The sequence below is a fragment of the Streptomyces sp. NPDC039430 genome, from assembly GCF_055639435.1.
Map to the genome: position 1 here is coordinate 131,377 of NZ_JBVKAK010000009.1, position 20,823 is coordinate 152,199.

Below are 20,823 nucleotides of genomic sequence, written 5' to 3' on the forward strand. Positions count from 1 at the left end.
ACATGTCCGACGAACAGCAGGCGGCCGGATCCCCCGAACGCGCGCCCCAGGCCGCCGACCAGCCCAGGGCCAAGGACGACAGGGCGAGGGACGAGAGGGCGAGGGACGAGAGGGCCAGGGACAACAGGCCCCGCGCGGAGGAGGGACGCGCCGGCAGCGACCGCGACTCCGGCGGCGGGGAGGCCGCGGAGAAGGGGAAGAAGAAGGAAGAGCGGAACGAGCAGGATAAGCGGGACAAAGAAGCACGGGAAAGGGAAGAGCGGGAGAAGGAAGAACGGGAGAAGGAGGAGCGGGAACGGGAACGGGAGCGCGTCACCGGGCGGTTCAAGGAGCACACCCGCGACCCGCTCGCCGAGGAGCAGGGCGACGACGGGCCCACGGATCTGGCCGCCGCCTCGCGGGCGCGCCACTCCACCCGGATGCTGTTCGACACCGGCCGGGACCTGAACAGTTTCGACCGTTCCTTCATCCAGAGCGCCCATATCGGCGATATCCATCTGCGGCTGGACTCCCGCCAGTCCGGTGCGGGAATGCGCAGCGGACCCGTCCCGGAGGACGAACTGCGCGGGCTGCGCAGGGCCCATGTGGTACCGCAGGGGTACGTGCGGCTGCGCAGCGCGCTCGTCGCCCGCCGATTACTCGTGCTCGGCGCCGCGCCCGGCACCGGACGCACCAGCACCGCGCTCTCCCTCCTCGACGAGGTCACGGCCGGCGCGGGCGCGGAGCCCGGGGCGGGCCCCCGGGTCTCGCGGGTCGATCCGGACGGTGGCGTACGGGGGCTGGCCGGCCTCCTGAGCGGTGACGGCGCGGAGGACCGGCGCGGCACCGGATACCTGCTGGAACTGGCCCTCACCAGGCCCGGTTCGCTGCCGCCGGACGCGATGGACCTGGACGGGCTGGCCGCGGCCCTGGACGGGTGCGGGGCCTTCGCGGTGATCGTCGTGACACTCGGGTCGGCCGCGAACCCGCTGCTCGCCGGGCGGTACGGGATGATCTGCCCGCCCGCGCCCACCCAGGAACTCCTCACCACCCGGCTGCGGGAGAAGCTGGAGGAACGGCGGGAGGAGCTGGCGGAGCGCCGGCGGTCGCCTGCGGACCACACCGCCGCCGCCGCCACCGACGGCGGACCCGGCGGCGGACCCGGCGGCCGACCCGGCGGCGGACCCGGCGGCCGACCCGAAGCCGCACCCGAACCAGGACCCCAGGCCGGACCCCGTCTGGACGACCTGCTCGCCGCCGCCGAGGAGCTGGCACAGCGCGAGGAGGTCCGGGACGCCGTCGGGCTGACGGATCTGCGCCCCGCCGAGGCCGAGGTGCAGGCGTCGCTGCTGGCCGGGCATCTGCTGGGGGACCTCTCCTACGACGAGTTGCTGTCCGGCTGCCGGAGCCTCGCCGCCGGGCAGGCCCAGGAGTGGTTCGCCGGGGTGGACCGGGCACTGGCCGCGCTCCCGGCCGCCGCCGCGGACGGGGGCGCGGGGCGGTCGGGTACGGCGGCGCTGTTCCACCCGGTGGCGTTCCGTATCGCGCTCGCCGTACTCGGCGGGACCCCGCACAGCACCGTGGCCGCCGCCGCCCATCTGCTCACCTGGGAACTGTCCGTACAGAGCGATCCGGACACCACCCCGGCCCGCCCGCTGTTCTGCGACGACCCGGAATCCGATCTGGCGCTCTCGCGGGCCGAACTGATCGACGGCCGGGTCGAGGTGGCCGGTGCCGAGGTGGCCGCGCGGCTGATCTGGTACCGGGGCTCGGCGCTGCCCGCCGCGGTGCTCGCCGAGATCTGGGACCGGCACTTCCCCGTACGGGCGCCGCTCGTGCGCTGGCTGCGGCTGCTGTCGGACGACCCGCGCCCCCATGTGTGGATGCGCGCCGCGGTGGCCGCCGGGGAGCTGTCCGTCCGGGACTTCGACCACAGTTACGCGGAGCTGATCCGGCCGCTCGCCGAGGCGGCCACCCCGCGTCGGAGGATCTTCGCGGCCACCACGATGGACCAGGCGGCCGGCCACGCCTCGCACCGCGAGGCAGTGCGCAAACTGGTCGACGACTGGAGCAGGTTCGGGACGAAGCCGCTGCGCTGGACGGCGGCGATGGCGCTCGGATACGGGAACGCCGCGGCCACGACCGACGACGCGCTGGACGCGCTGGCCCGGATCGGGGTCCGTGACGACGGGGACCAGCTGGCGGCCGCCTCGTTCAATGTCGTACGGCTGCTGGCGCTCCCGGACGTCGCGAAGGTGCTGCGGCGGATGGCGGACTGGACCCACCACCAGCGCGACGCCTACCAGGACCTCGGTCTGGTGACCACCGTCCGTATGGCGCTGACCGGGGTGGACGAGGTGCCGGCCGCCGAGCCCGGCTCCCCGCTGGCCGACTGCGGCGACTGGCCGCTCCCGCTGGCCCTCGCCGCCACCCGGCCCGAACTCGTCCTGCCGATGGCCGACTTGCTGTGGACGGCGCTGAACACCCCGCGGTCGAAGGACGTGGCGATGGACGCGCTGGAGGCCCTGATGCGCTCGGCCGTGCGCAAGGACGGCACCGAGTGGGCCAGGCCGGGGCTGGCGGCGCTGCTGCCCGCGCTGGCGGCCGAGGAGCACGACCGGCGGCGGCTGGACTGGCTGCTGCGCCGAATGATGAACGATCCGGAGAATCCGCTCCCCGACGCGCAGGCGCGCTCCCTGTGGTGGCTCGCCGTCCCGTCGCCGGACCGGACGGGCGAGGAGGAGAGGCATGGCTGAGGACGAGGACGTGGCGGCGGGCTGGGACGGGCCCGACGGCTCGGGGCCCGCGGGCCCGTTCCTGCGGGACTACGCGCCGACGGGTGCGTTCCGGCAGACGAGCGCCCGTACCGCCTCGGTGCTGTTCTACCGGAACGGCGGCTACAGCGTGGCCACCGTCTCCGGCGTCCAGCACTACGACAAGCGGGCGCTGGCCCGGCCGTACACCGTCTGCGAGATCGCGCTCGGCACGTTCGTGACGACGCTCCAGATGGAGCTGCCGGCGGCGGGCGGTACCACCTTCTTCAAGGCCGAGGTGGACATCCACTGGACGGTGACCGATCCCCATCTGGTCGCCACCCAGGTGGTGACCGATGTCGCGCAGCGGCTCACCGCCCCGACGCTGGAGCGGCTGCGCGAGGTCTCCTCGGAGTTCCCGGTGGCCCAGGCGGAGCAGGCGGACCGCGCCATCACCCGGCACTGCGCCGGCGGGCGCTGGGCCGACCTGGGCGCCGAGTTCGGCCTGCGGGTACGGCTGTACGTCCGGCTGCGGGTGGACGACAAGACGATCGACCACATGGACGACATCAGGGACGCGCACGCCTCGGCCGAGGTGACGCGGGTGCACCAGAGCAGGTTCCGCGCCATGTTGCAGGGCGGGGAGCTGGACCAGCTCAGCTACATGCTGGCGGCCGACCCCCAGGCGGCCAAGGACTTCCTGGAGAAGATCCGACAGGAGGGCAGGCAGGACGAGAAGGACCGCGTCGACCGGCTCTTCGACATGGTCGCCAGCGGCCAGATCCAGTCCAACGACGTGGAGACGCAGGCGCTTGAGCTGCTCAACCGGGGCCGCCGGCGCGTCCAGGGGCCCATCGGCTCCCTGCCGGCGCGCCGCGACACCCCGCGGCTCGATCCGCCGCCGGGCGAGCGGTTCACCCCGGACTGGGTGGCGGACGAACCGCCCTCCCGGGCCGGGCACCGGGCCGGCCCGCCGGTGGACGAGGACGCCGCACCGGAGCCGCCGCGCCGCCGGAGCCGCGGCCGGGACGACGGATGGTCCTGGGCGGAGGAGGAGCGATGACCGCCGACAGCGGCGCGCGCACGTCCCCCGACCCGGCCGGGCCCGTGCCGGACGGGGGTCCGCACGGGCACGACCGGGCGGGGGAACGTATCGCCGAGCGCTTGCTGAGCACGGTCAGGGAGGACCTCGGCCGGGCCGACTCGAAGGCCGGCGTCCTGCTCTCCGGGGCGCTGGCGCTGCCCGCGTTCCTGATCAGCAGGCACGGCGCGCCCGACTGGCACGGGCCGGCCGACGCCACGCTGGTCGTCGCGGGCGTGCTCTGGGCGATCGCGGTGACCGCGCTGGTCCGGGCGCTCATGCCGCGTACGGGCACGATACGCGGCCAGGACCAGGACGGGGTGACGTACTTCGGCGATCTGCTGGCCCCGCGCGACTTCGCGCGGCTGTCCGCCGAGGTCGCCGAGGCCGGGCGTGACCTGGCCGGATGGCTGCTCATACAGGCCGTGGACGTCAGCTCGATCCTGTCCGCCAAGTACCGGGCCATCCGCTGGGGAGTGAGCACGCTGGCCCCCGCGGCGGCGCTCGCGCTGATCTGGAGTCTGACCGCGCGCTGACCCGCGCCGGCGGGCCACCGCGCACCACGCCACGAAGGCACACCGCGCCACCGCGCGCACGACGTACCACCGCGCACACCACGCGCACCGCGCAGACCACGCAGAGACGAAATAAGGGGACGGCCGTGGGAACACTCAGGGGAAGAGAGCGGACGAGAAAGGGCTGGGCGCGCCGCGGCGCGGTCTCCGCGCTGGGCGGCGCCGCGGTGCTCGTGTCCCTGCTGGCGCCCCCCGGTCCGCGGCCGGTGCCGGCGGCGGCGTCGGAACCGGCCTTCACCTCCGTCAACTACGCGGTCGCCGTGGACGAGTCGGCCAGTCTCGCGCCCGAGGACATGAAGGCCGAGAAGGCCGCCGCCGCCCGGATCGCGCTCGGTGACGTCTCCTCGTCCTCGAACGTCACGGTCTTCGGGTTCGCCGCCGCCGAGTCCGGTGGCCAGCGCGCGGTGGACCCGGTGTGCCCGCGCACCACGCTGGACGCGGCGGGGCGCGAGTCGGTCGGCGCGTGCGTGGGCAAGCTGCGCGGCCGTAAGAAGAGCGAGGGCACCGGCACCGACTTCCCCAGCGCGATACGCCAGGGCGTGCACGACCTGAGCACCGGCACCGACCCGTCGGTGCCGCGCGTGCTGTTCCTGCTCACCGACGGGAAGATGGACGTCAGCGGCAGCCCCAAGTACGGCGATCCCGCGCACCGCGAGGCCGAGGGCGAACGCCAGCTGGAGCTGGAGCTGAAGAACGCGGCCGAGCAGCAGGTCCAGATCTGGCCGCTCGGGTTCGGTCCGGCCCCGGACAAGAAGCAGCTCGACCGGATCGCCGCGGGCGGCTTCCAGAAGGGCTGCGTCGAGCTGCCCTCCGCCCGTCCGAAGGCGAGCAAGGTCTCCGGGGCGAAAGACGTCGGCCCGATGCTGGAGAAGATCTTCGCCGCCGCCCACTGCCTGCGCTACGAGCGGGGCCCCAGCAACCGGCCGCCCGCCACCCTGGAGATCGGTATCTCACCGCTGGCGACCGTCGGCAGCATCGTGGTCGACAAGGGCGACCCCGAGGTGACGGTCACCTACCTCGACCCGAGCGGCCATGAGGTGCCCACCTCCGGGACGTACCGCGCGTCACGGTTCGAACTGGCGGGCGCGGGCGGCACCGTCGAGGCGCTGAAGATCATCGACCCCGTCCCCGGCATCTGGAAGGTGAAGGCCGAGGCTCCCGAGGGGCACCGCTCCCTGCCCGTCGGCGTCAGCGTGCTGTGGCAGGGCGAGCTGCGCGGCTCCATCACCATGGACCCGCCGTCGCCGCAGGCCGGCGAGAAGACCACGGTGACCATGCGGTTGCAGACCCGCGAGGGGTACGAGATCAAGGACCCGGACGACTACGCGGGGCTGCGGGTCCGCGGTGAGCTGACCGGCGACGGCTTCGCCCCGCTGGCGCTGGATCTCACCGACGACGGGAAGGGGACCGATCCCGACGGAAGCGACGGCTCCTTCACCGGTTCCGTGAAGATCCCGAAGAGCGCCGACGGCGCGCTGAAGGTGAGCGGCACCCTGACGGCGTCGGGGCTGAGCGCCGACACCCGCAGCGAGACCGGCCAGGTCGCGCCCGGCGTACTGCCCGTCACCACCGCGCTCACCCTGCGCGCCGCGGACGCCCATCCCGGCTCCTCGGTCACCGGCACCCTGGCCGTCCACAACACCAGCGACACCCCGCACACCCTGCGGCTGTCCGTCGCCGACCTCCAGGACGGGCTGCTCTCGGTCACCCCGGCCGAGATCGAGCTGAAGCCCGGTGAGTCGGGGACCCGGAAGGTGACGGTCGAGGTCGCCCCCGAGGACGTCTTCGGCGACCGCCTCAGCGACGACGGACTGCGGCTCGGCGGCACCGTCACGGTCGTCGACACCACCGACGACGACCGGACGCTGGTGCGCTCCCCGCTCTCGGTACAGGTGACACCGGAGCCCGGGATCTGGGAGAAGTACTGGTGGGTGTTCCTGTCCGCCGCCGTCGTGATCGTCCTGGCCGTCCTGGCCGTTCTCGCCTGGCTGCGCCAGCGCCGCACCCGCAGGGACCCGTTCGGCCTGGTGCTGCGACTGGTCTCCGAGACGGGCGACATCCTCGGCGAGCACCCGGCCGGGCACGGGCACAAGCAGTGGTACGAGTTCGCCGTCGTCGAACCCCACCGGAGCCCGCGCATCGAGCGGCGCAACCACGGTCCGTACGCCGTCCAGCGCAGCCCGGAAGGCGGCGCGGTGCTGCGCGAGCGCGGCGGCCGGCGGACCCGGCTGCCCGCCAACGGCCAGGTCCCGCTGACGGATGCGCTGAGCCTCGCGCTCGGCGAGGAGACCCGTACCCGCACGACCCGGACCCGCACCACCCGTCGGGCGCGGCCCTCGCGGTCACGGACCGACACATCCACCAGCACGCCCACCACCACCCCCGCGACCGGTGAGGGCGGGAGTTCGAGCACCTACGACTCGTACCTGTGACCCGGACAGCGCGTCGCGGCCGGAGCGCCGCGACGCGCCAGGAGTCCGCACCACGTGAACCCACAGACGCACCGAGGACGAACCGGCCGCAGGTACGGCCGTGAGCGGGAGGAAACCCCATGAAAATCTTCCAGCCGATGCTCTTCGTCGGCCTGGGCGGCACCGGTGGCCTGGTCGGCGCCGAGCTGGAACGCAAGCTGCGCGCCGAACTGTGCGGTCCCGACGGGGTCGCGCTCAGCCATCTGAGCGGCCACGCCCCCTACCAGCTGCCCGACTGCCTCCAGTTCGTGTACGCGGACTACAGCGAGTCCGACCTCCAACGGCTGCCGCAGTTCAACGTGGACCCGTCGCTGCGGGCCGCGTACGCCCGTACCTCCCGGGCCACCCACAACCTGCTGCCGAACTTCGACAGTTCACCGGAGGTGACCAAGATGCTGCGGGCGAGCCTGCGCGACGAGGTCGCCGACTGGCTGCCGCCGCGCACCGACGAGCCGAAGGTCACCCCGCTGCACAACGGCGCGGGCCAGCTGCCCACCGTCGGGCGCGCGGCGCTGTTCGCCACGCTCAGGCACAGCCTCACCCCCGTCCTCGAACCGCTGCTCCAGGCCATCGACGCGATCGCCAGGTCGGCCGGCGAGCTGAGCGAGCTGGGCGGCGGAAAGGTCACCGGCTGCGACGTGTTCGTCGCCTTCTCGGTGGCCGGCGGCACCGGCGCCGGGATCTTCCTGGACTATCTGCATCTGATCAACTACGCGTTCCAGCTGCGCCGCTTCGACGGGGTCAAGATCTATCCGCTGGTCGTGATGCCGTCCTCGTTCTCCTCGGCCGCGGGCGGCGGCCGGGAGGCGGAACTCAACGCGGCCCGCGCGCTGGTCGATCTGTTCCGGCTGGTGGACGGACAGAACGCGCCGACGGAGGGCTCGGAGATCGGCGACCTGGACCATGAGTCCGGGCTCGGCATCCACTACCCGGGCATGCAGCCGATCCGGCTGCGGACCGGCATCCTGCCCACGGCCTTCCTGTTCAGCCCGACCGCGGGCATCCGCCAGGACGATCTGCGCCGCTCCATCGTCTCGCTCGTGATGTCGCTGATCGGCACCGAGCTGGGCGACGGGCGCTCCCGGGGCCGGTCGACGGCGGCCGACGACGACTTCCAGACGTTCGCCGCGAGCTTCATCAACCGGGGCGTGCACCGCAGCGCCCTGTCCCCCACCGGCATCGGCAGACAGGGCGTCTCCACCAGCCTCGTCGCCTCCATGACCGCGCCGATGGACCAGCTGGCCGACCTGGTCGCCGGCCGGCTGCTGCGGGAGGCGGTCACCGATCTCGTGGAGCGGCCGCGCACCGCGCTCCGCGAGACGGCGGTGCCGATGATCCGTCAGCTCTTCACCGACTCGTACCTCGAAGAGCTGTGGGAGCGCAAGCAGTTGACCGTGCCGGAGCCCGATCCGCTGCCGCGCGGCAGCAGGGCCATCGAACAGGCGCTGGGCGAGCGGATCGCCGACATGCAGCGGCTGCTGTCCGATCTCCAGTCCATCGCCGACCGCCAGGCCGCGACGATGGCCGACCGGTTCGCCCCGCGCCCCGCCATCGACAAGCTCCTCCAGACCGTGGACCCCTTCCTGGCCGAACGCGTCGTCAGGGGCGTCCCGGACAGCGAGGAGCCGATCGCCAGGCTCGGCTTCCTGGGCATGCTCAACAGCCGCGCCACCGCCCCCCAGCGCCCGCCGGGGGTGACGGAGCAGCCGCCCAAGAGCCCGCGCATCAAGGGCCGCCTCGCCGGTATGTCCCCGGCACGCTGGGGCGACGACGACGTACAGGCGGCCCTCCGGGACCAGGACACCTGGTACCAGTGGCGCAGCAGGACCGTGTGGCACGAGGCGTGGCGGGAGCAGCAGCAGCGCTGGCAGTCCCAGGCGGACGTGGCGGGCACCGACCTCGGGCGGCTGGTCAACTCCTTCCGCAAACACTCCGACCGGGAACGCAAGGTGTCCGCGCAGAAGGGCCTCGAACTGTACGAGGACCGCACCGGCATCTCGTACCTGCTGCCGCCGCAGCGCACCCTCAACCACTTCTACGAGGACCTGGTCACCCGGATGATCCGCCGGGAGGGGCTGCGCGAGAACGACGACGAGGCCACGCTCCTGCTGAAGATGATCGACGGGGACACCTGGCGCCGGGTCCACTCGCTCAGCCGTCGCAGCCCGGACAGCGCGGTGGCGGTCGTCAAGGCGCAGCTGGAGGGCCGGATCACCCGGCTGTTCGCGGAGAGCGGCGAACAGCTGGAGGAGCGCCCGCTGCTGCCGCCCATGAGCACCCTGCTGGCCGCCGCCGCGGGCGACGCGGACGCCACGGACCAGGTCAGCAAGGAGGCGCTGGAACTGTTCGGGCGCAAACTGACCGGGCTGCTGCCGGTCGGCTTCACCCCGGAGGGCACGGGACCGCTGCGGGCGCTCGTCACGTACCCGCGCGTGCAGGCCGTGGAGGAGGTGCAGGAGTACCTCGGCAAGGCGCTGCGGCTGCCCGCCGACGCCAAGAACTCCGTGGAGTACCGGGGCGTGGAGAGCGACTCGATCACCGTGGTCCTCTTCCGCAGCGAGATGAGCCTCACGCAGGTGCCGGAGGCCCGCAAGGTGCTCAGGCAGTGGGCCAGGGCGAAGGATTCCGAGCAGGCCCAGGACGTGCTGCGGTGGCGGCAGCGGCTCGGCTTCCGGGACAGCTGGATGGTGAGCGGCGAGGACGACCGCCGCACCATCCTGCACCGGCTGCTGTGCTGCGTGTGGAACGGCCAGGTGGACGTGGTCGACGGCGACTCCGCGTCGCCGGGCCGGGTGCGGCTGCGGCTGTTCCCCGAGACGGGGGACAACGTGCCCGGCGTGCGGCTGCGGCTGGGGGACTTCCCCGGCGGTGTGTCGAGCTGGGCGGAGCTGCTGCGCTCGTACGAACGCTGGACGGTGCTGGACGACGAACGGACCGTCGAGGACTACTGCCGCGAACTGATGGGGGCTCAGCCGCTGGGTCTCGCCCGGAGCGGCAGCGAGCCGCATCCGCTCTTCGTCGAGCTGGTCGAGAAGATCGCCCCGCGCCAGCTGGAGCTGCTGGAGGACCGCCGCGAGCGCGGCGGCGAGCGGGTCGAGGGATGGGTACGGCCGCTGTGGGAGTTCTGGGCGGAGACGCTGCCCGCCGCACTGGACACGGAGTTCGGGGACCAGCGCGCCATCCAGCCGACGCTGCGGACGCTGCTGGAGCACGTACGCGGCGGGACGCCCAAGCCGCGCGTCCGCAAGGAGGTTCCGGAACCCCGCCGCGCGGTGGCCGATGACGACGACTGGGGCACCGCGCCGCGCGCCCCGGCCGACGCGTACCCGGCGGGCGGCAGCCGTGAGACGCACGGCGAACGCGAGGGGTACGGCGAACGCGACAGGCACGGCGGCGGTGACAGGTACGGCGAGCGAGAGGCGTACGGCAGCCGCGACCGCGACCGGAACGGGGACCGCGACCCGAATGGTGAGCGCGAAACGTACGGCAGCCGCGACCCCAACGGTGAGCGCGAAACGTACGGCGACCGCGACCCCAACGGCGAGCGCGGCGGATACGGCGGCCGCGCGTCGTACGGCGATCGTCCGCGGCGTGCCTCCGGGGACGGTGACCACGGCCGCCCCAGCGGCGCCGACCGGCCCTCCGTGCCATGGGACGACCCCGGTGGTCCCGACGACCCCGGCGGCCCCGTCGACCCCCGCCGCCCGTACTCCGGCGCGGGCCCCGATGCCCCCGACAGAGACCGCGACAGAGACCGCGACGGCGGCCGCGACCGCGACGAATCCCGCCGCAACCCCTGGGACGGTGATGCGGAGTGATCACGCCTGAAGAGATCGCCACCGTCATCCATCTCGATCTGCGCGCCGGGGCGGCGGAACTCGACAACGCCCCGGTCCTGCGGGCCAAGGTCGCCGGACAGCTCGGCCTGGCCGGGCTGCCGGAGCCCGACCACCCGCTGTTCCTGGTGGTCGACACCCCGGCGGGACTGACCGACCATCAGCGGCAGTACGAACTGATCACCGCCTACCGGGCCGTGGGCGAGGTCCGCATCCTCGTCCTGCTGGTGGGCAGCGCGCCCGGTTCGTACGCCGGTGAGAACGAGGCGTTCCAGCCGGACCGGCGGCTGCTGCGCCCCGCGCTGCTGCGGGGCTCCGGTATCGGCCTGCTGTGGGCGGGCGATCTGCGCTCCGCCCGTACGGCGCTCGAACAGCCCGCGCCCGACGATCCGGACGCGCTGGCGGTCCTGGTGGATCTGCTGTCGGTCCCCGACGTCTTCCTGCGGGTGCTCGACGACCTCGGGTCGCTGCCCGACGCCGTCGCCGCGCCCGGGGTGCGGCTGCTGGAGCAGGACCTGCCACCGGAGGTGCGCGACCGGGCCTGGCGCGACGCGCTCACCCGGTTCGCGGGCGAGGACGGCCTCGCGGGCGGTGACGGCTTCGCGGGCGGCGGCCTCGCGGGCGGCGGCTTCCCGGACGGCGGCGGGCGCGTGCCGGACCTCGCGGTGACCACGTGGTCCACCGTCGATCTGCCGGAGCCGCTGCGGGGCCTGGTGACGGGCCGGGGCGGCCCCGACCAGCGGCACCGGGTGGCGGGCGGGGTCGCGGACGACGCGTACCGCGCCTGCGCGGACGCCCTCGCCGACGCCGAGGACGCGCAGGCCGGGCTGCGTTCACTCCCCGGGCTGCTGAGCGGCGCCCGCAGGGAGGCGTTCGAGGCGGACCTCGACCAGGCCCGCCGGGCGCTCGACGGCTACCAGGATCTCGTCGGCACGGCCCTGCGCGGTGGCGGCTCCGGTGCGACGTCGTCCGCCGCCGAGGCGGCGGCCCGGCTCGCGGCCCTCGGTCTGCGGGTGCCCTCGGCCGAGGGCGTGGGCGAGCGGATCGGCGAGGGCCTGCGGGAGTTCGCGGGAAAGCTGCTGGGGCAGGGGCTGGCGCTGCGCGCGGTGGCCCAGCGTTTCACCGGGCTGGCGGGGCGGGTGGAGCCGGTGCCCGGTTCCGCGCTGCTGCCGAGGCTCGCCGGCCACTCCGCGGACGCGGTGGCCCCGCGCCTGTCGACGGGCGGCGTCGCGGTGCCCGGCCCGGTGGTCGCTCCGGTGGCGGCCGTCGCGGGGCTGCTCGGGGCGCTGTGGCAGGGGCCGCTGGCGGCGCTCGCGGTCGTCGTGCCGCTGGTGTTCATCGCCGTGGCGGTGCTCGGCGCGGCCCGGCTGCGGGGCGCGGGGCGGCCGGGCCACTGGGCCGTGGGCCCCCGGGCCGCGGCGGTCGGCGGCGCGGTGGCCGGGGTGGTGGTGGCGTACGCCGCCGAGCCCCCGCTCTGGCTGAGCACCGCGGGGCTGCTGGTGGGCCTCGGTGTCGCGGTGGAGACGACGCGGCGGCTGTGGGGCGAGGCGGCCGACTTCTGGGCCGCCGGCCACGGCACCGCCGTACTGCGCCGGGCCCTGGAGGGGCTCGACGGCCTGCTGGCCGAGGCGGTCCGTGAACACTGGGCCGCCGAGGAACGCCTGTACTGCGCCGACGCGGCCCGGTCCGTCGCCGGGATGCTGCGGGCGACGGCCGCCGCGGCGGACGCCGAGGCGGTGCCCGAGCCGGACCGGCCCTCGGTCCCGGATACGGGCGGCGCCGAACCGGCCGCCGAGGACGACTGGCTGACCAGCGCCTCGGGCCTGGAGACGGACGCCTTCGGTACGGCCGGCGACGAGGACACCGACTGGGCGAGCGCGTACGCCTGGGAGGACGGACCCTCCTGGGACGAACCGGCGAAGACGGAGAGCGCCGCCAGGTCCGCCGCCCCGTGGGGGGACCGCACCGCCGGGGTTCCGCGCTGGCTCGACCGCGAGAGCGGCGAGGGCGGCCCTGAGCTGGTCGCCACCCTGGCCGGCGATCTGACGGACGCGGCGCTGGTCGCGATGGCGCCCTACTGGGGTGCCGTCGAACGCGGCCAGGCCGGCACGCTCGCCGTCGGGCGCACCGAGGCACGCGTCCGTGAGCTGCTGTCGACCGCGCGCCATCACCTCCAGCGCAACGGCGTCCTGGCCCCGCCCCCGTTCGCCGCCGCGCACCGCACCCGCACGACGTCGGCGAATCTGCTGGGCACCGACCCGCACCGGGTGGCCGAACTGGTCGGCGCGGAGGCCGACCGGCGGATCGTGGTGCAGCTCTCCTCGCCCGAGCAGGGAGCACTGCTCAGCCGCGACCCGGCGGCGGCGGTCTGGATCAGATTCGCCCCGGAGGCCGTGCGCGGCGAGGTCGAGAACGCCTGGCGCACCAGCGGTTCCGGCCAGCCGGAGGAAGCGCTGTGGACCTCGTCGGGGCGGTACGCCGGTCTGATCCGGCTCACCCCGCTGCGGATGGGGGTGGTGGACACGGTCCGGTCGCGCCAGAGCCCCGAGTCCGACCGGGCGGAGGCGTACGGATCCGACCGCGTGGACACGTACGGGTCCGACAGGGCGGACACGTACGACTCCGGCCGGGTGGACGCGTACGAACGAGGAGACGCGTACGGGCGAGAGGACGGCGAGCGCTGGTGACCAGCACCCGGCACCGAAGCCGCTCGACGCACACGTACCGACGAAAGGACGGCGACCGCCGGTGACCAGCACCACCCTCTCCTTCACCGCCCCCTCGGGGCGCCGCCGCACCGCCCCCGTCCGCTTCGGCCGCGAATCCCGCCGCGATCCGCTGCTGCCCCAGTGGATCCGCAAGGGCCTGCTCGACGACGAGGGACAGCAGTGCCTCCAGGTGCGGCTGCCGGCCTCCGCCGCGGCGAACCCGGCGGCGCGCGCGCTGCTGGACGCGGAGGCGGGCACCGCCCTGCATCTGCACCGGGTGCTCGACACCACCGAGTACGCCGCGCTCTTCCCGAAGGTCATCGGCTACGAGCTGGACACGGCCGAGCCGTTCCTGCTGTACGCCGCGCCGCGCGGCGAGCCCGCCGTACGCACGCACGTGATGTCCGCGACCGACCAGCCGCGCTTCGCCCGTGACCTGATGCTGGCGCTGTGTCTGCTGGACGGCCAGGGCCTGGTGTTACGCGGTATCTCGCCCGCCAACGTCCTCTGGGACGGCACATCGGTCCAGCTCTGGGGCCTGGAGGGGGCGGCCCGCGCCGGACGGCCGAGGACCCGGTGGGGCCGGGCGCCCTACTGCTCGCCGGAACAGCGCGGGGGCGAGGGCTTCGTCGACTCCCGGGACATGGTGTGGAGCGCGGCCCAGGTGCTCTACCAGCTGGCGACCGGCCGGGCCGGTCCCGCCGACCGGGCACCCGCCGATCTCGGCGAACACCGGGTGCTCGCCGAGACGCTGCGGGGCGCCTTCGCCCCGCTGGCGGCCGACCGGCCCGCCCCCGGCCGGCTGCTCGACCTGCTGGCGCCGGGCGCGGCCCGGCGTATCGCGCTCACCGTGCCCGCCGACGAGACGCGCCCGCACCAGGAGGCGTTCGAGCAGGCGCTGCGCCTCAAGCGGCTCGCGCCCGCGGCCGAGTCCCACGACGGCCCCGGGCCGGCGGCCGGGCGGGCCAACGGCGAGGTGCTCTGCCCGTACTGCCTGGAGACCATCCAGCTCGACCTCACCTCGCTGTTCGTGACCGACAGCAGGATGCAGTACCAGCGGCTCGACCCCTCGGCCATCGGCAACTCCCTGCGCCGCCAGGACGTCATGCGGGGCGCCGTCCAGAAGTGCACGGCGGACCCTGACTTCCCCGAGCACTTCATCCCGGTGCCCTACCTCACCTACGGCCGGCCGCTGACGGTCGCGATGGTCGGCCAGTCCTCCACCGGCAAGAGCCATCTGCTGACCCAGATGATCGCGGAGATCACCGACGGCGGTCTGGAGCCCTTCGGCCTGAAGTGGCAGTCCGTCAACCCGGAGCAGCACGCGCGGTTCGTACGGGAACGGGTGCAGCCACTGCGCAACGGCAAGGTCCTCGACCACACCGGCGCCCTCGGCCTGGACGGCTTCGCCCGCTTCGTGGAATCCCTGCTGATCACCGACGTCCACGGGCAGGTGCGGCCGGTCGCCTTCTTCGATCTCGGCGGCGAGGATCTCGTACGGACCGACGCGGCGCTCCGCTTCCTGCTCGGGGTCGACGCCATGATCTTCGTCGTCGATCCGGCGCTGGCGCTCCCGCTGCCGCATCTGGACCACGCCAGGGAACGCTGGGGACTTGAGGTGAACCGGGACGGCGATCTGGCGTTCGGCACGGTCCTGGACCGGCTGCCGAAGAACGGGCCGTATCTGGACGTGGCGGCGGCGATGGTGCTCGGCAAGGCCGATCTGCTGCGGTTCCAGCCGCCCGTGGACCGGTGGCTCGACCAGGCACCGGCCACCTCGCTCGACCCCGCGCTGACGCGCGAGGAGAGCCAGGACGTGTACGGACTGCTGCGCCGGCACGCGGGCCAGGCGTGGCTGCGGCCCTTCGACGCGATCCGCCGGTGCACCCTGCATGTCGCGTCGGCCACCGGCGGCCAGGAGGAGCACGGCCGCTATCCGGCGGGGGCGGGACCCCGGCGGGTGCTCGAACCGCTGCTGTCGCTGCTCGCGATGCACGGGCTGATCGATGTGCCGGGCGGCGCGGAGGAGTTCGCCGTGGGGACGGCGCCCGCGATGGAGGCGGCGCCGGAGGCCGCCGTGGGCTCTGTGGGTTCCGCGGGCTCCGTGGGCTCAGTGGGCTCTGTGGGCTCTGTGAGAGAGGGAGCGAAGTGAAGTGAACGACTTCGAGGAGCAGCGGCCGTCCCGGCGGACAGCGGGCGGCATGAGCGGGGCGGGCGGCAGCGGTGCCGCAGGGTCGGGCTCGGGCTCGGTGCACCAGGTGGTCTTCCGGTGGGACGGCAACCAAGGCCGCCAGGGCACCGGAATGACGGCCGTCGCCCACTCCTGCCCGGCCGGACGCGCCGAGGAACTGGGCCGGGAACTGGGCCCGTTGCTGTGGGTGTCCGGTACGGCGGCCCCGCGGCAGAGCGTCGTACGGGTGCTGTCACGCGACGGCGACGTCATGCTCGTACAGCGCTGGCCCACCACCGACCGGGGTGGCCGGCCCAGCACCGTCAGCCATGTCCTGATCGGTGACCCGAAGACCCTCAAGACCCGTCAGTGTCTCGGGCTGGCGCACGGCGGCTGGGGCAGCAGGGAGTCCGCCGAGAAGGCCGCCGGGCGGCTGCGCGCGGTGGAGTCCGCGGAGCTGGACGCGGTGGCGCGCAAGCGGCTGCCCGGGATGCGGCAGCAGCTGCCGTCGGTCCGTAACGCGCTGATCCTGGTCACGGCGGAGTGGTTGCGCGATCCGGCGCAGCGGGTGTCGCTGCTCACGGACGAGGAGAAGCAGCCGGGCTGGCCGGACCAGGACGCGGCGCCGCTGGTGTACCTGGGGCTGTTCATGCTCTTCGGTTCCTGGCTGGGCCACGAGTGGACGTTCGCCACGTACGACACGGTCGACACGCATCAGCTGCGGCTGACGTCCGTCCCGCGCTGGGAACCGGACGCGGGCGGGTCGGGTCCGCTGGCCCGGGTCATGGGCCGCTCACCGGCCAGCCCCCAGTTCGAGCACATGGCGGCGGCCCGGCTGGTGGACCACGTCCTGGCGCACCCGGCGGACGCCCCGGGAGTGCCGCAGCTGACCGAGGGGCTCAGGGACGGCGCGGGGCTGGAGTGGGCGCGGCGGCGCCTCCTGCTGAAGGAGATCCTGTACGCCGACCGCCGGGAGCCGCCCAGGCCCGCGACCGCCGCGCCGGCCTCGGCCCCGGCCCCGGTCCCCACAGCACCGGAGCCGGAGCGGGAGCCCGCGCCCGTATCCGCTCGGGAATGGGAACGGGAACGCGAACGGGACCGGGACCGGGACCGGGACCGGGACCACGAACCGGAACCGGCAACCGAACCACCGCTGACACCGGCACCAAGGCCCACGCCGGAGCCCGCGCCCGCCACCGGCTATCCGCTGACCGCCCACGAGGCGCGCTCACTCCACGCGGAGCTGCGCGTCCACCGGCGCGGGAACCTCACCCAACGCGGCCTGCTCGCCGCGCGGTTGCGCACGCTGTCCGACGAACTGCTCCTGGACGAACTGCGCTCCGCCGAACTGCCGCAGGACTCCGTGGAACTGCTGCTGGACGAGCTGGGAGGCGACCACCGCGTCCGGGTACGCCGGCCGAGCGTCGCGCACGAGCTGTGCGCGGAGGTGCTCCGCAACGGCCTGTATTACACGCCGAACAGACAGGACACGGAGCCCCTTTCGAGGACGGCCATGGCCAAACGGGCGGCCGCCCTCTTCACCTGGGCCGTCGTCCCCCTGGCCCGCGACGAACGCTATCTGCGCGATCTCCAGGAACTGCTGCACCGCATGGTCCGCGACCGCCACCCCACGGCGGGCAACTGGCTCTGGCAGAGCGTCATCACGCCCGGAAACGGCCAGGCCCCCGATCTGCCGCCGGTCGTATGGCAGCAGATCCTGCGCGACGTGATCAGCCAGAACACCGTCCCGGCGTCCCCACCCGCTCCGCCCCACGCGCCGCCCATCACCCCCCAGCCACACCAGCCGCACCAGCCGCACCAGCCGCACCAGCCGCACCAGCCACCTCAACTTCCCCAACCGCCCCCACTGCCCCGAATGCCGCAAGAGGTCCCCGGGCCCACCACACCCCAGCCGCTCTCCCCCGGCCACCCGGCACCCCCCACCCTCATGACCCGCCTGTCCGAACTGGCCACCAACCCGGGCTGCGTGATGGGAACCGGCATCGGTGTGATCGTGATCGCCGTCCTCATCGGGGTGCTGATCCTGGTGTGAGGACCGCCGGCGCCTCCTTCGCCGACCGCAGCCCGAACGCGCTGACGACGGCCGCGATCAGGGCCGCCGCGAACGGGACGACCAGCGCGGCCCGGTACCCGTCCAGCAGGGCCGCCGGCGAATCCCCTTCGGTGGCGGCGACGTTCACGGCCGTGACCGCCGAGAGGCCGAGCGCGGCGCCGAACTGGAACGAGGTGTAGAGCAGGCCGCCGGCCAGCCCCTGCTCGCGCTCCTCGATACCGTCCGTGGCGGCGATGGTCAGGGGGCCGTACGCCAGCGCGAAGGCCAGCCCGAGGATGATCAGGCTCGGGAACATCGCCGGATACGTCCAGTCGGCGCCGACCGGCAGGAACAGCGCGTAGGCGAGCGCGGCCAGCAGCAGCCCGCCGAAGATCACCCTGGCGTTGCCGAATCTGGCCACCAGCCTGGGGGTGAGAGTGGGGGACAGGATCGCGTCGACGCCGATGACGATCATCGCGAAACTCGTCTGGAGCGTCGACCAGCCGCGCAGTTCCTGGAGGTACAGCACCACCAGGAACTGGAATCCGAAGAAGCCTGCCGCGAACAGCAGCGCGGACAGGTTGGCGCGCACCAGCGGCCCGCTGCGGAAGATGCCCAGGCGTACGAGCGGGGAGGCCGAGCGCCGCTCGACGGCGACGAAGACGGCGAGGAGCACGAGGCCCGCCGCGAGCGTGCCGAGTGTCCAGCCGAGCCCGGCGTGGGAGGCGCGTTCGACACCGAGGACGAGCAGCACGATGGCCGCCGTGACACTGACCGAACCGGCCAGGTCGACGCTCTCTCCGGTCCTGTCCGGGCGCGGCGACGCGGGCAGCAGCGCGAGCGCCGCCATCAGGACGAGGAAGGACAGGACGACCGGCGCGAAGAACACCCACCGCCAGTCGGCCGAGGTGAGCAGTCCGCCCACGACCAGCCCGATCGAGAAGCCGCCCGCCGCCGTGCCGGAGTAGACGAGCAGCGCCTTGTCCCGGCGCGGGCCCTCCTCGAAGCCCGTGGTGATGATGGACAGTCCTGCCGGGGTCATGAAGGCGGCGGCGACACCGGTGACGAACCGCGCGACGATCAGTGTCCAGCCGTCGGTGGCGAACCCGCCGAGCCCCGAGAAGAGCAGAAAGACGGTGAGCCAGAAGACGAACATCCGGCGTCGGCCGAAGAGGTCGGCGGCCCGTCCCCCGAGCAGCATGAAGCCGCCGTATCCGAGGACGTACGCACTCATGACCCACTGCAACTCGCCTGTGGACAGGCCGAGTTCGGAGCGGATGGCGGGAAGGGCCACATTGAGCATGGCCACGTCGATGCCTTCCAGGAAGATCGCACCGCACAGGACGAACAGCACGCCCCAGTCACGCGCACTCATCTGAATTCCTCGCTGGTGTAGGGAAGTTCTTGGCTCAGCCACCATCGATCAGGGGCCATGGGGGAACAACGGCGAAGATCGCAACGTTCGTGAAGCCAGGCTTACCGATCCGGCCGGCCTACCGATCCCGCGGGCTCAGCGATCCGGCGGACTCATCAATCCGGGGGCGCCCATGGAGCGCGTGGAACTGGAGTGCTTTCTCATCCTCGCCGAGGAGCTGCATTTCGGCCGCACGGCGGACCGGCTGCGGCTGTCCCGCGCCCGGGTGAGCCAGCTCGTGCGGCGGCTGGAGCGCCGCGTCGGCGCCCCGCTGTTCGCCCGTACGAGCCGCCGTGTCGCCCTCACCGCCCTCGGCCGGCAACTCCGTGACGACCTCGAACCGCACCACCGCGCGGTCGGGGCCGCCGTCGCGCGGGCCGCCGCCACCGCGCGCGGCGTCAGAGGAGTGCTGCACGTCGGGTTCTCCGCCCCGCTGGCCGGGGAGATCGTGATGAAGGCCGCCGAGGCGCTGCGCACCGGCCATCCCGGGCTGGGCGTGGAGATCTGCGAGGTGCCGCTCTCGGATCCGTTCGGACAGCTGCGCAGCGGCGAGTTCGATGTCCAGCTCACGGAGTTCCCCGTACGGGAGGACGATCTGGGCGGGGGTCCCACCCTGCTCACGGAGGGGCGCGCGCTGGCCGTGTCCAGCGGGCATCCGCTGGCCGCCGACGGGAAGGTGTCGCTCGAAGACCTGGCCGACGTGCCGTTGCTGACCATCGCCGGTGAACTCCCCGGCTACCGGCTGGAGCAGCGCGTGCCGGCGCGCACGCCCAGCGGCAGACCGATCCGTCGCGGCCCGGCCGTCACCCATATGCAAGAGGCGCTCATGCTGGTCTCCGGGGGCAAGGGGGCCTTGCTGACGGCCGCGCACACCGCGACGTATTACGCGTGGCCCGGTGTCACGTACCTCCCCTTCGCGGACGCCGACCCCATCGGGTACGGGCTGGTGTGGCGGGCCGGGGACGACACCGGCGCCGTCCAGGTCTTCGCGCGAGCGGCGCTTGAGGTGGCGAGGACGGCTCAACTCGCCCTCTGATCAGCCGTATTCACCCATTCTGATGAATAAGGATACTTTCACGGACGTACCGCCCCCTGCCTCGCATAGTGAAAACGCATGCACGCCGATCACAGCCGCACGGCCGGTCAGGGCCTCACGAAGGGCGGGACATCATGCGTACGGAAGCACTCAACCGGGTCAAACTCGTCTTCACACTCTTCGACGTCAATGGCAACGGACATCTCGAAGCCGACGATTTCGACCTCATGGCGACTCATGTCATCCGGGCGGTACCCGGCGCCGACGAGACCGCGAAGAGCGCGATGGTGGCCGCGTTCCGGAAATACTGGACGACGCTGGCCGGCGAACTGGACGCCGACGGTGACGGCACGGTCAGCTTCGACGAGTACACGGCCTGCGTCCTTTCTCCGGAACGCTTCGACGAGGCCGTCGACGAATTCGCCGAATCACTCGCCGCCCTGGGCGATCTGGAGGGCGACGGACTGATCCGCCGGCCCACGTTCGCCGCGCTCATGACGGCCATCGGCTTCCGGCTCGCGAATATCCACTCCCTCTTCGACGCGTTCGGGCCCACGGACGCGGACCGGATCGCGCGGTCCACCTGGGCCGCGGGCATCAGGGACTACTACCACCCCGACAAGGCGGGCATCCCGGGTGACCAGTTGGTCGGAGACCCGGCGGTCTGACCCGCCGTACGCGGCGCGGGTACGGGGTACGGGTACGGGTACGGGTACGGGGTACGGCGAGGGCGCGGCCCCGTGCGCC

11 protein-coding genes are annotated in these 20,823 nt (G+C 73.4%); 10 read left to right on the forward strand and 1 reads right to left on the reverse strand.

All coding sequences use genetic code 11. The features are described from left to right. Positions 1–2: 2 nt before the first annotated feature. The 8 genes from ACZ7LS_RS23045 (at position 3) to ACZ7LS_RS23080 (ending at position 17,626) form a co-directional block, all read left to right on the forward strand. Positions 3–2,735 (forward strand): hypothetical protein, encoded by a 2,733-nt coding sequence (locus tag ACZ7LS_RS23045; protein WP_385130661.1) that lies wholly within the window; start codon positions 3–5, stop codon positions 2,733–2,735. Beyond that, on the forward strand, positions 2,728–3,795 hold the full coding sequence (locus ACZ7LS_RS23050) for a hypothetical protein (protein ID WP_382529694.1): 1,068 nt from the start codon (positions 2,728–2,730) through the stop codon (positions 3,793–3,795). The genes ACZ7LS_RS23045 and ACZ7LS_RS23050 overlap by 8 nt, the downstream gene beginning before the upstream one ends. Beyond that, complete coding sequence (locus ACZ7LS_RS23055) at positions 3,792–4,349, forward strand: Pycsar system effector family protein (RefSeq protein ID WP_382529691.1); 558 nt, start codon at positions 3,792–3,794, stop codon at positions 4,347–4,349. The genes ACZ7LS_RS23050 and ACZ7LS_RS23055 overlap by 4 nt, the downstream gene beginning before the upstream one ends. A gap of 125 nt (positions 4,350–4,474) precedes the next feature. Continuing rightward, on the forward strand, positions 4,475–6,820 hold the full coding sequence (locus ACZ7LS_RS23060; RefSeq protein WP_385130665.1) for a VWA domain-containing protein: 2,346 nt from the start codon (positions 4,475–4,477) through the stop codon (positions 6,818–6,820). A 119-nt stretch (positions 6,821–6,939) separates the two neighbouring features. Next, the gene (locus tag ACZ7LS_RS23065) at positions 6,940–10,677 is read left to right on the forward strand and encodes a tubulin-like doman-containing protein (RefSeq protein WP_385130667.1); all 3,738 of its coding nucleotides are present in this window, start codon (positions 6,940–6,942) and stop codon (positions 10,675–10,677) included. Beyond that, the gene (locus ACZ7LS_RS23070; RefSeq protein WP_385130670.1) at positions 10,674–13,382 is read left to right on the forward strand and encodes a hypothetical protein; all 2,709 of its coding nucleotides are present in this window, start codon (positions 10,674–10,676) and stop codon (positions 13,380–13,382) included. Before ACZ7LS_RS23065 ends, ACZ7LS_RS23070 begins: the two co-directional genes overlap by 4 nt. A 61-nt stretch (positions 13,383–13,443) precedes the next feature. Next, complete coding sequence (locus ACZ7LS_RS23075; protein WP_385130672.1) at positions 13,444–15,555, forward strand: serine/threonine-protein kinase; 2,112 nt, start codon at positions 13,444–13,446, stop codon at positions 15,553–15,555. A 1-nt stretch (position 15,556) separates the two neighbouring features. Continuing rightward, positions 15,557–17,626 carry a hypothetical protein gene (locus tag ACZ7LS_RS23080; RefSeq protein ID WP_385130674.1) on the forward strand — a complete coding sequence of 690 codons (2,070 nt, stop codon included), beginning with the start codon at positions 15,557–15,559 and terminating at the stop codon, positions 17,624–17,626. On the opposite strand, the gene ACZ7LS_RS23085 is transcribed toward ACZ7LS_RS23080, so the two are convergent. Continuing rightward, a complete protein-coding gene (locus tag ACZ7LS_RS23085) occupies positions 17,601–19,001 on the reverse strand; it encodes an MFS transporter (RefSeq protein WP_382529675.1) in 1,401 nt (466 codons plus the stop codon). The two genes, ACZ7LS_RS23080 and ACZ7LS_RS23085, sit on opposite strands and share 26 nt — an antisense overlap. 172 nt (positions 19,002–19,173) lie before the next feature. On the opposite strand from ACZ7LS_RS23085, the gene ACZ7LS_RS23090 reads away from it, so the two are divergent. Together ACZ7LS_RS23090 and ACZ7LS_RS23095 are read left to right on the forward strand one after the other, a co-directional pair. Further along, positions 19,174–20,076, forward strand: a complete 903-nt coding sequence (locus ACZ7LS_RS23090; RefSeq protein WP_385130677.1) for a LysR family transcriptional regulator — start codon at positions 19,174–19,176, stop codon at positions 20,074–20,076. A 134-nt stretch (positions 20,077–20,210) separates the two neighbouring features. Continuing rightward, positions 20,211–20,744 (forward strand): EF-hand domain-containing protein, encoded by a 534-nt coding sequence (locus ACZ7LS_RS23095; protein ID WP_382529669.1) that lies wholly within the window; start codon positions 20,211–20,213, stop codon positions 20,742–20,744. Positions 20,745–20,823: the final 79 nt, after the last annotated feature.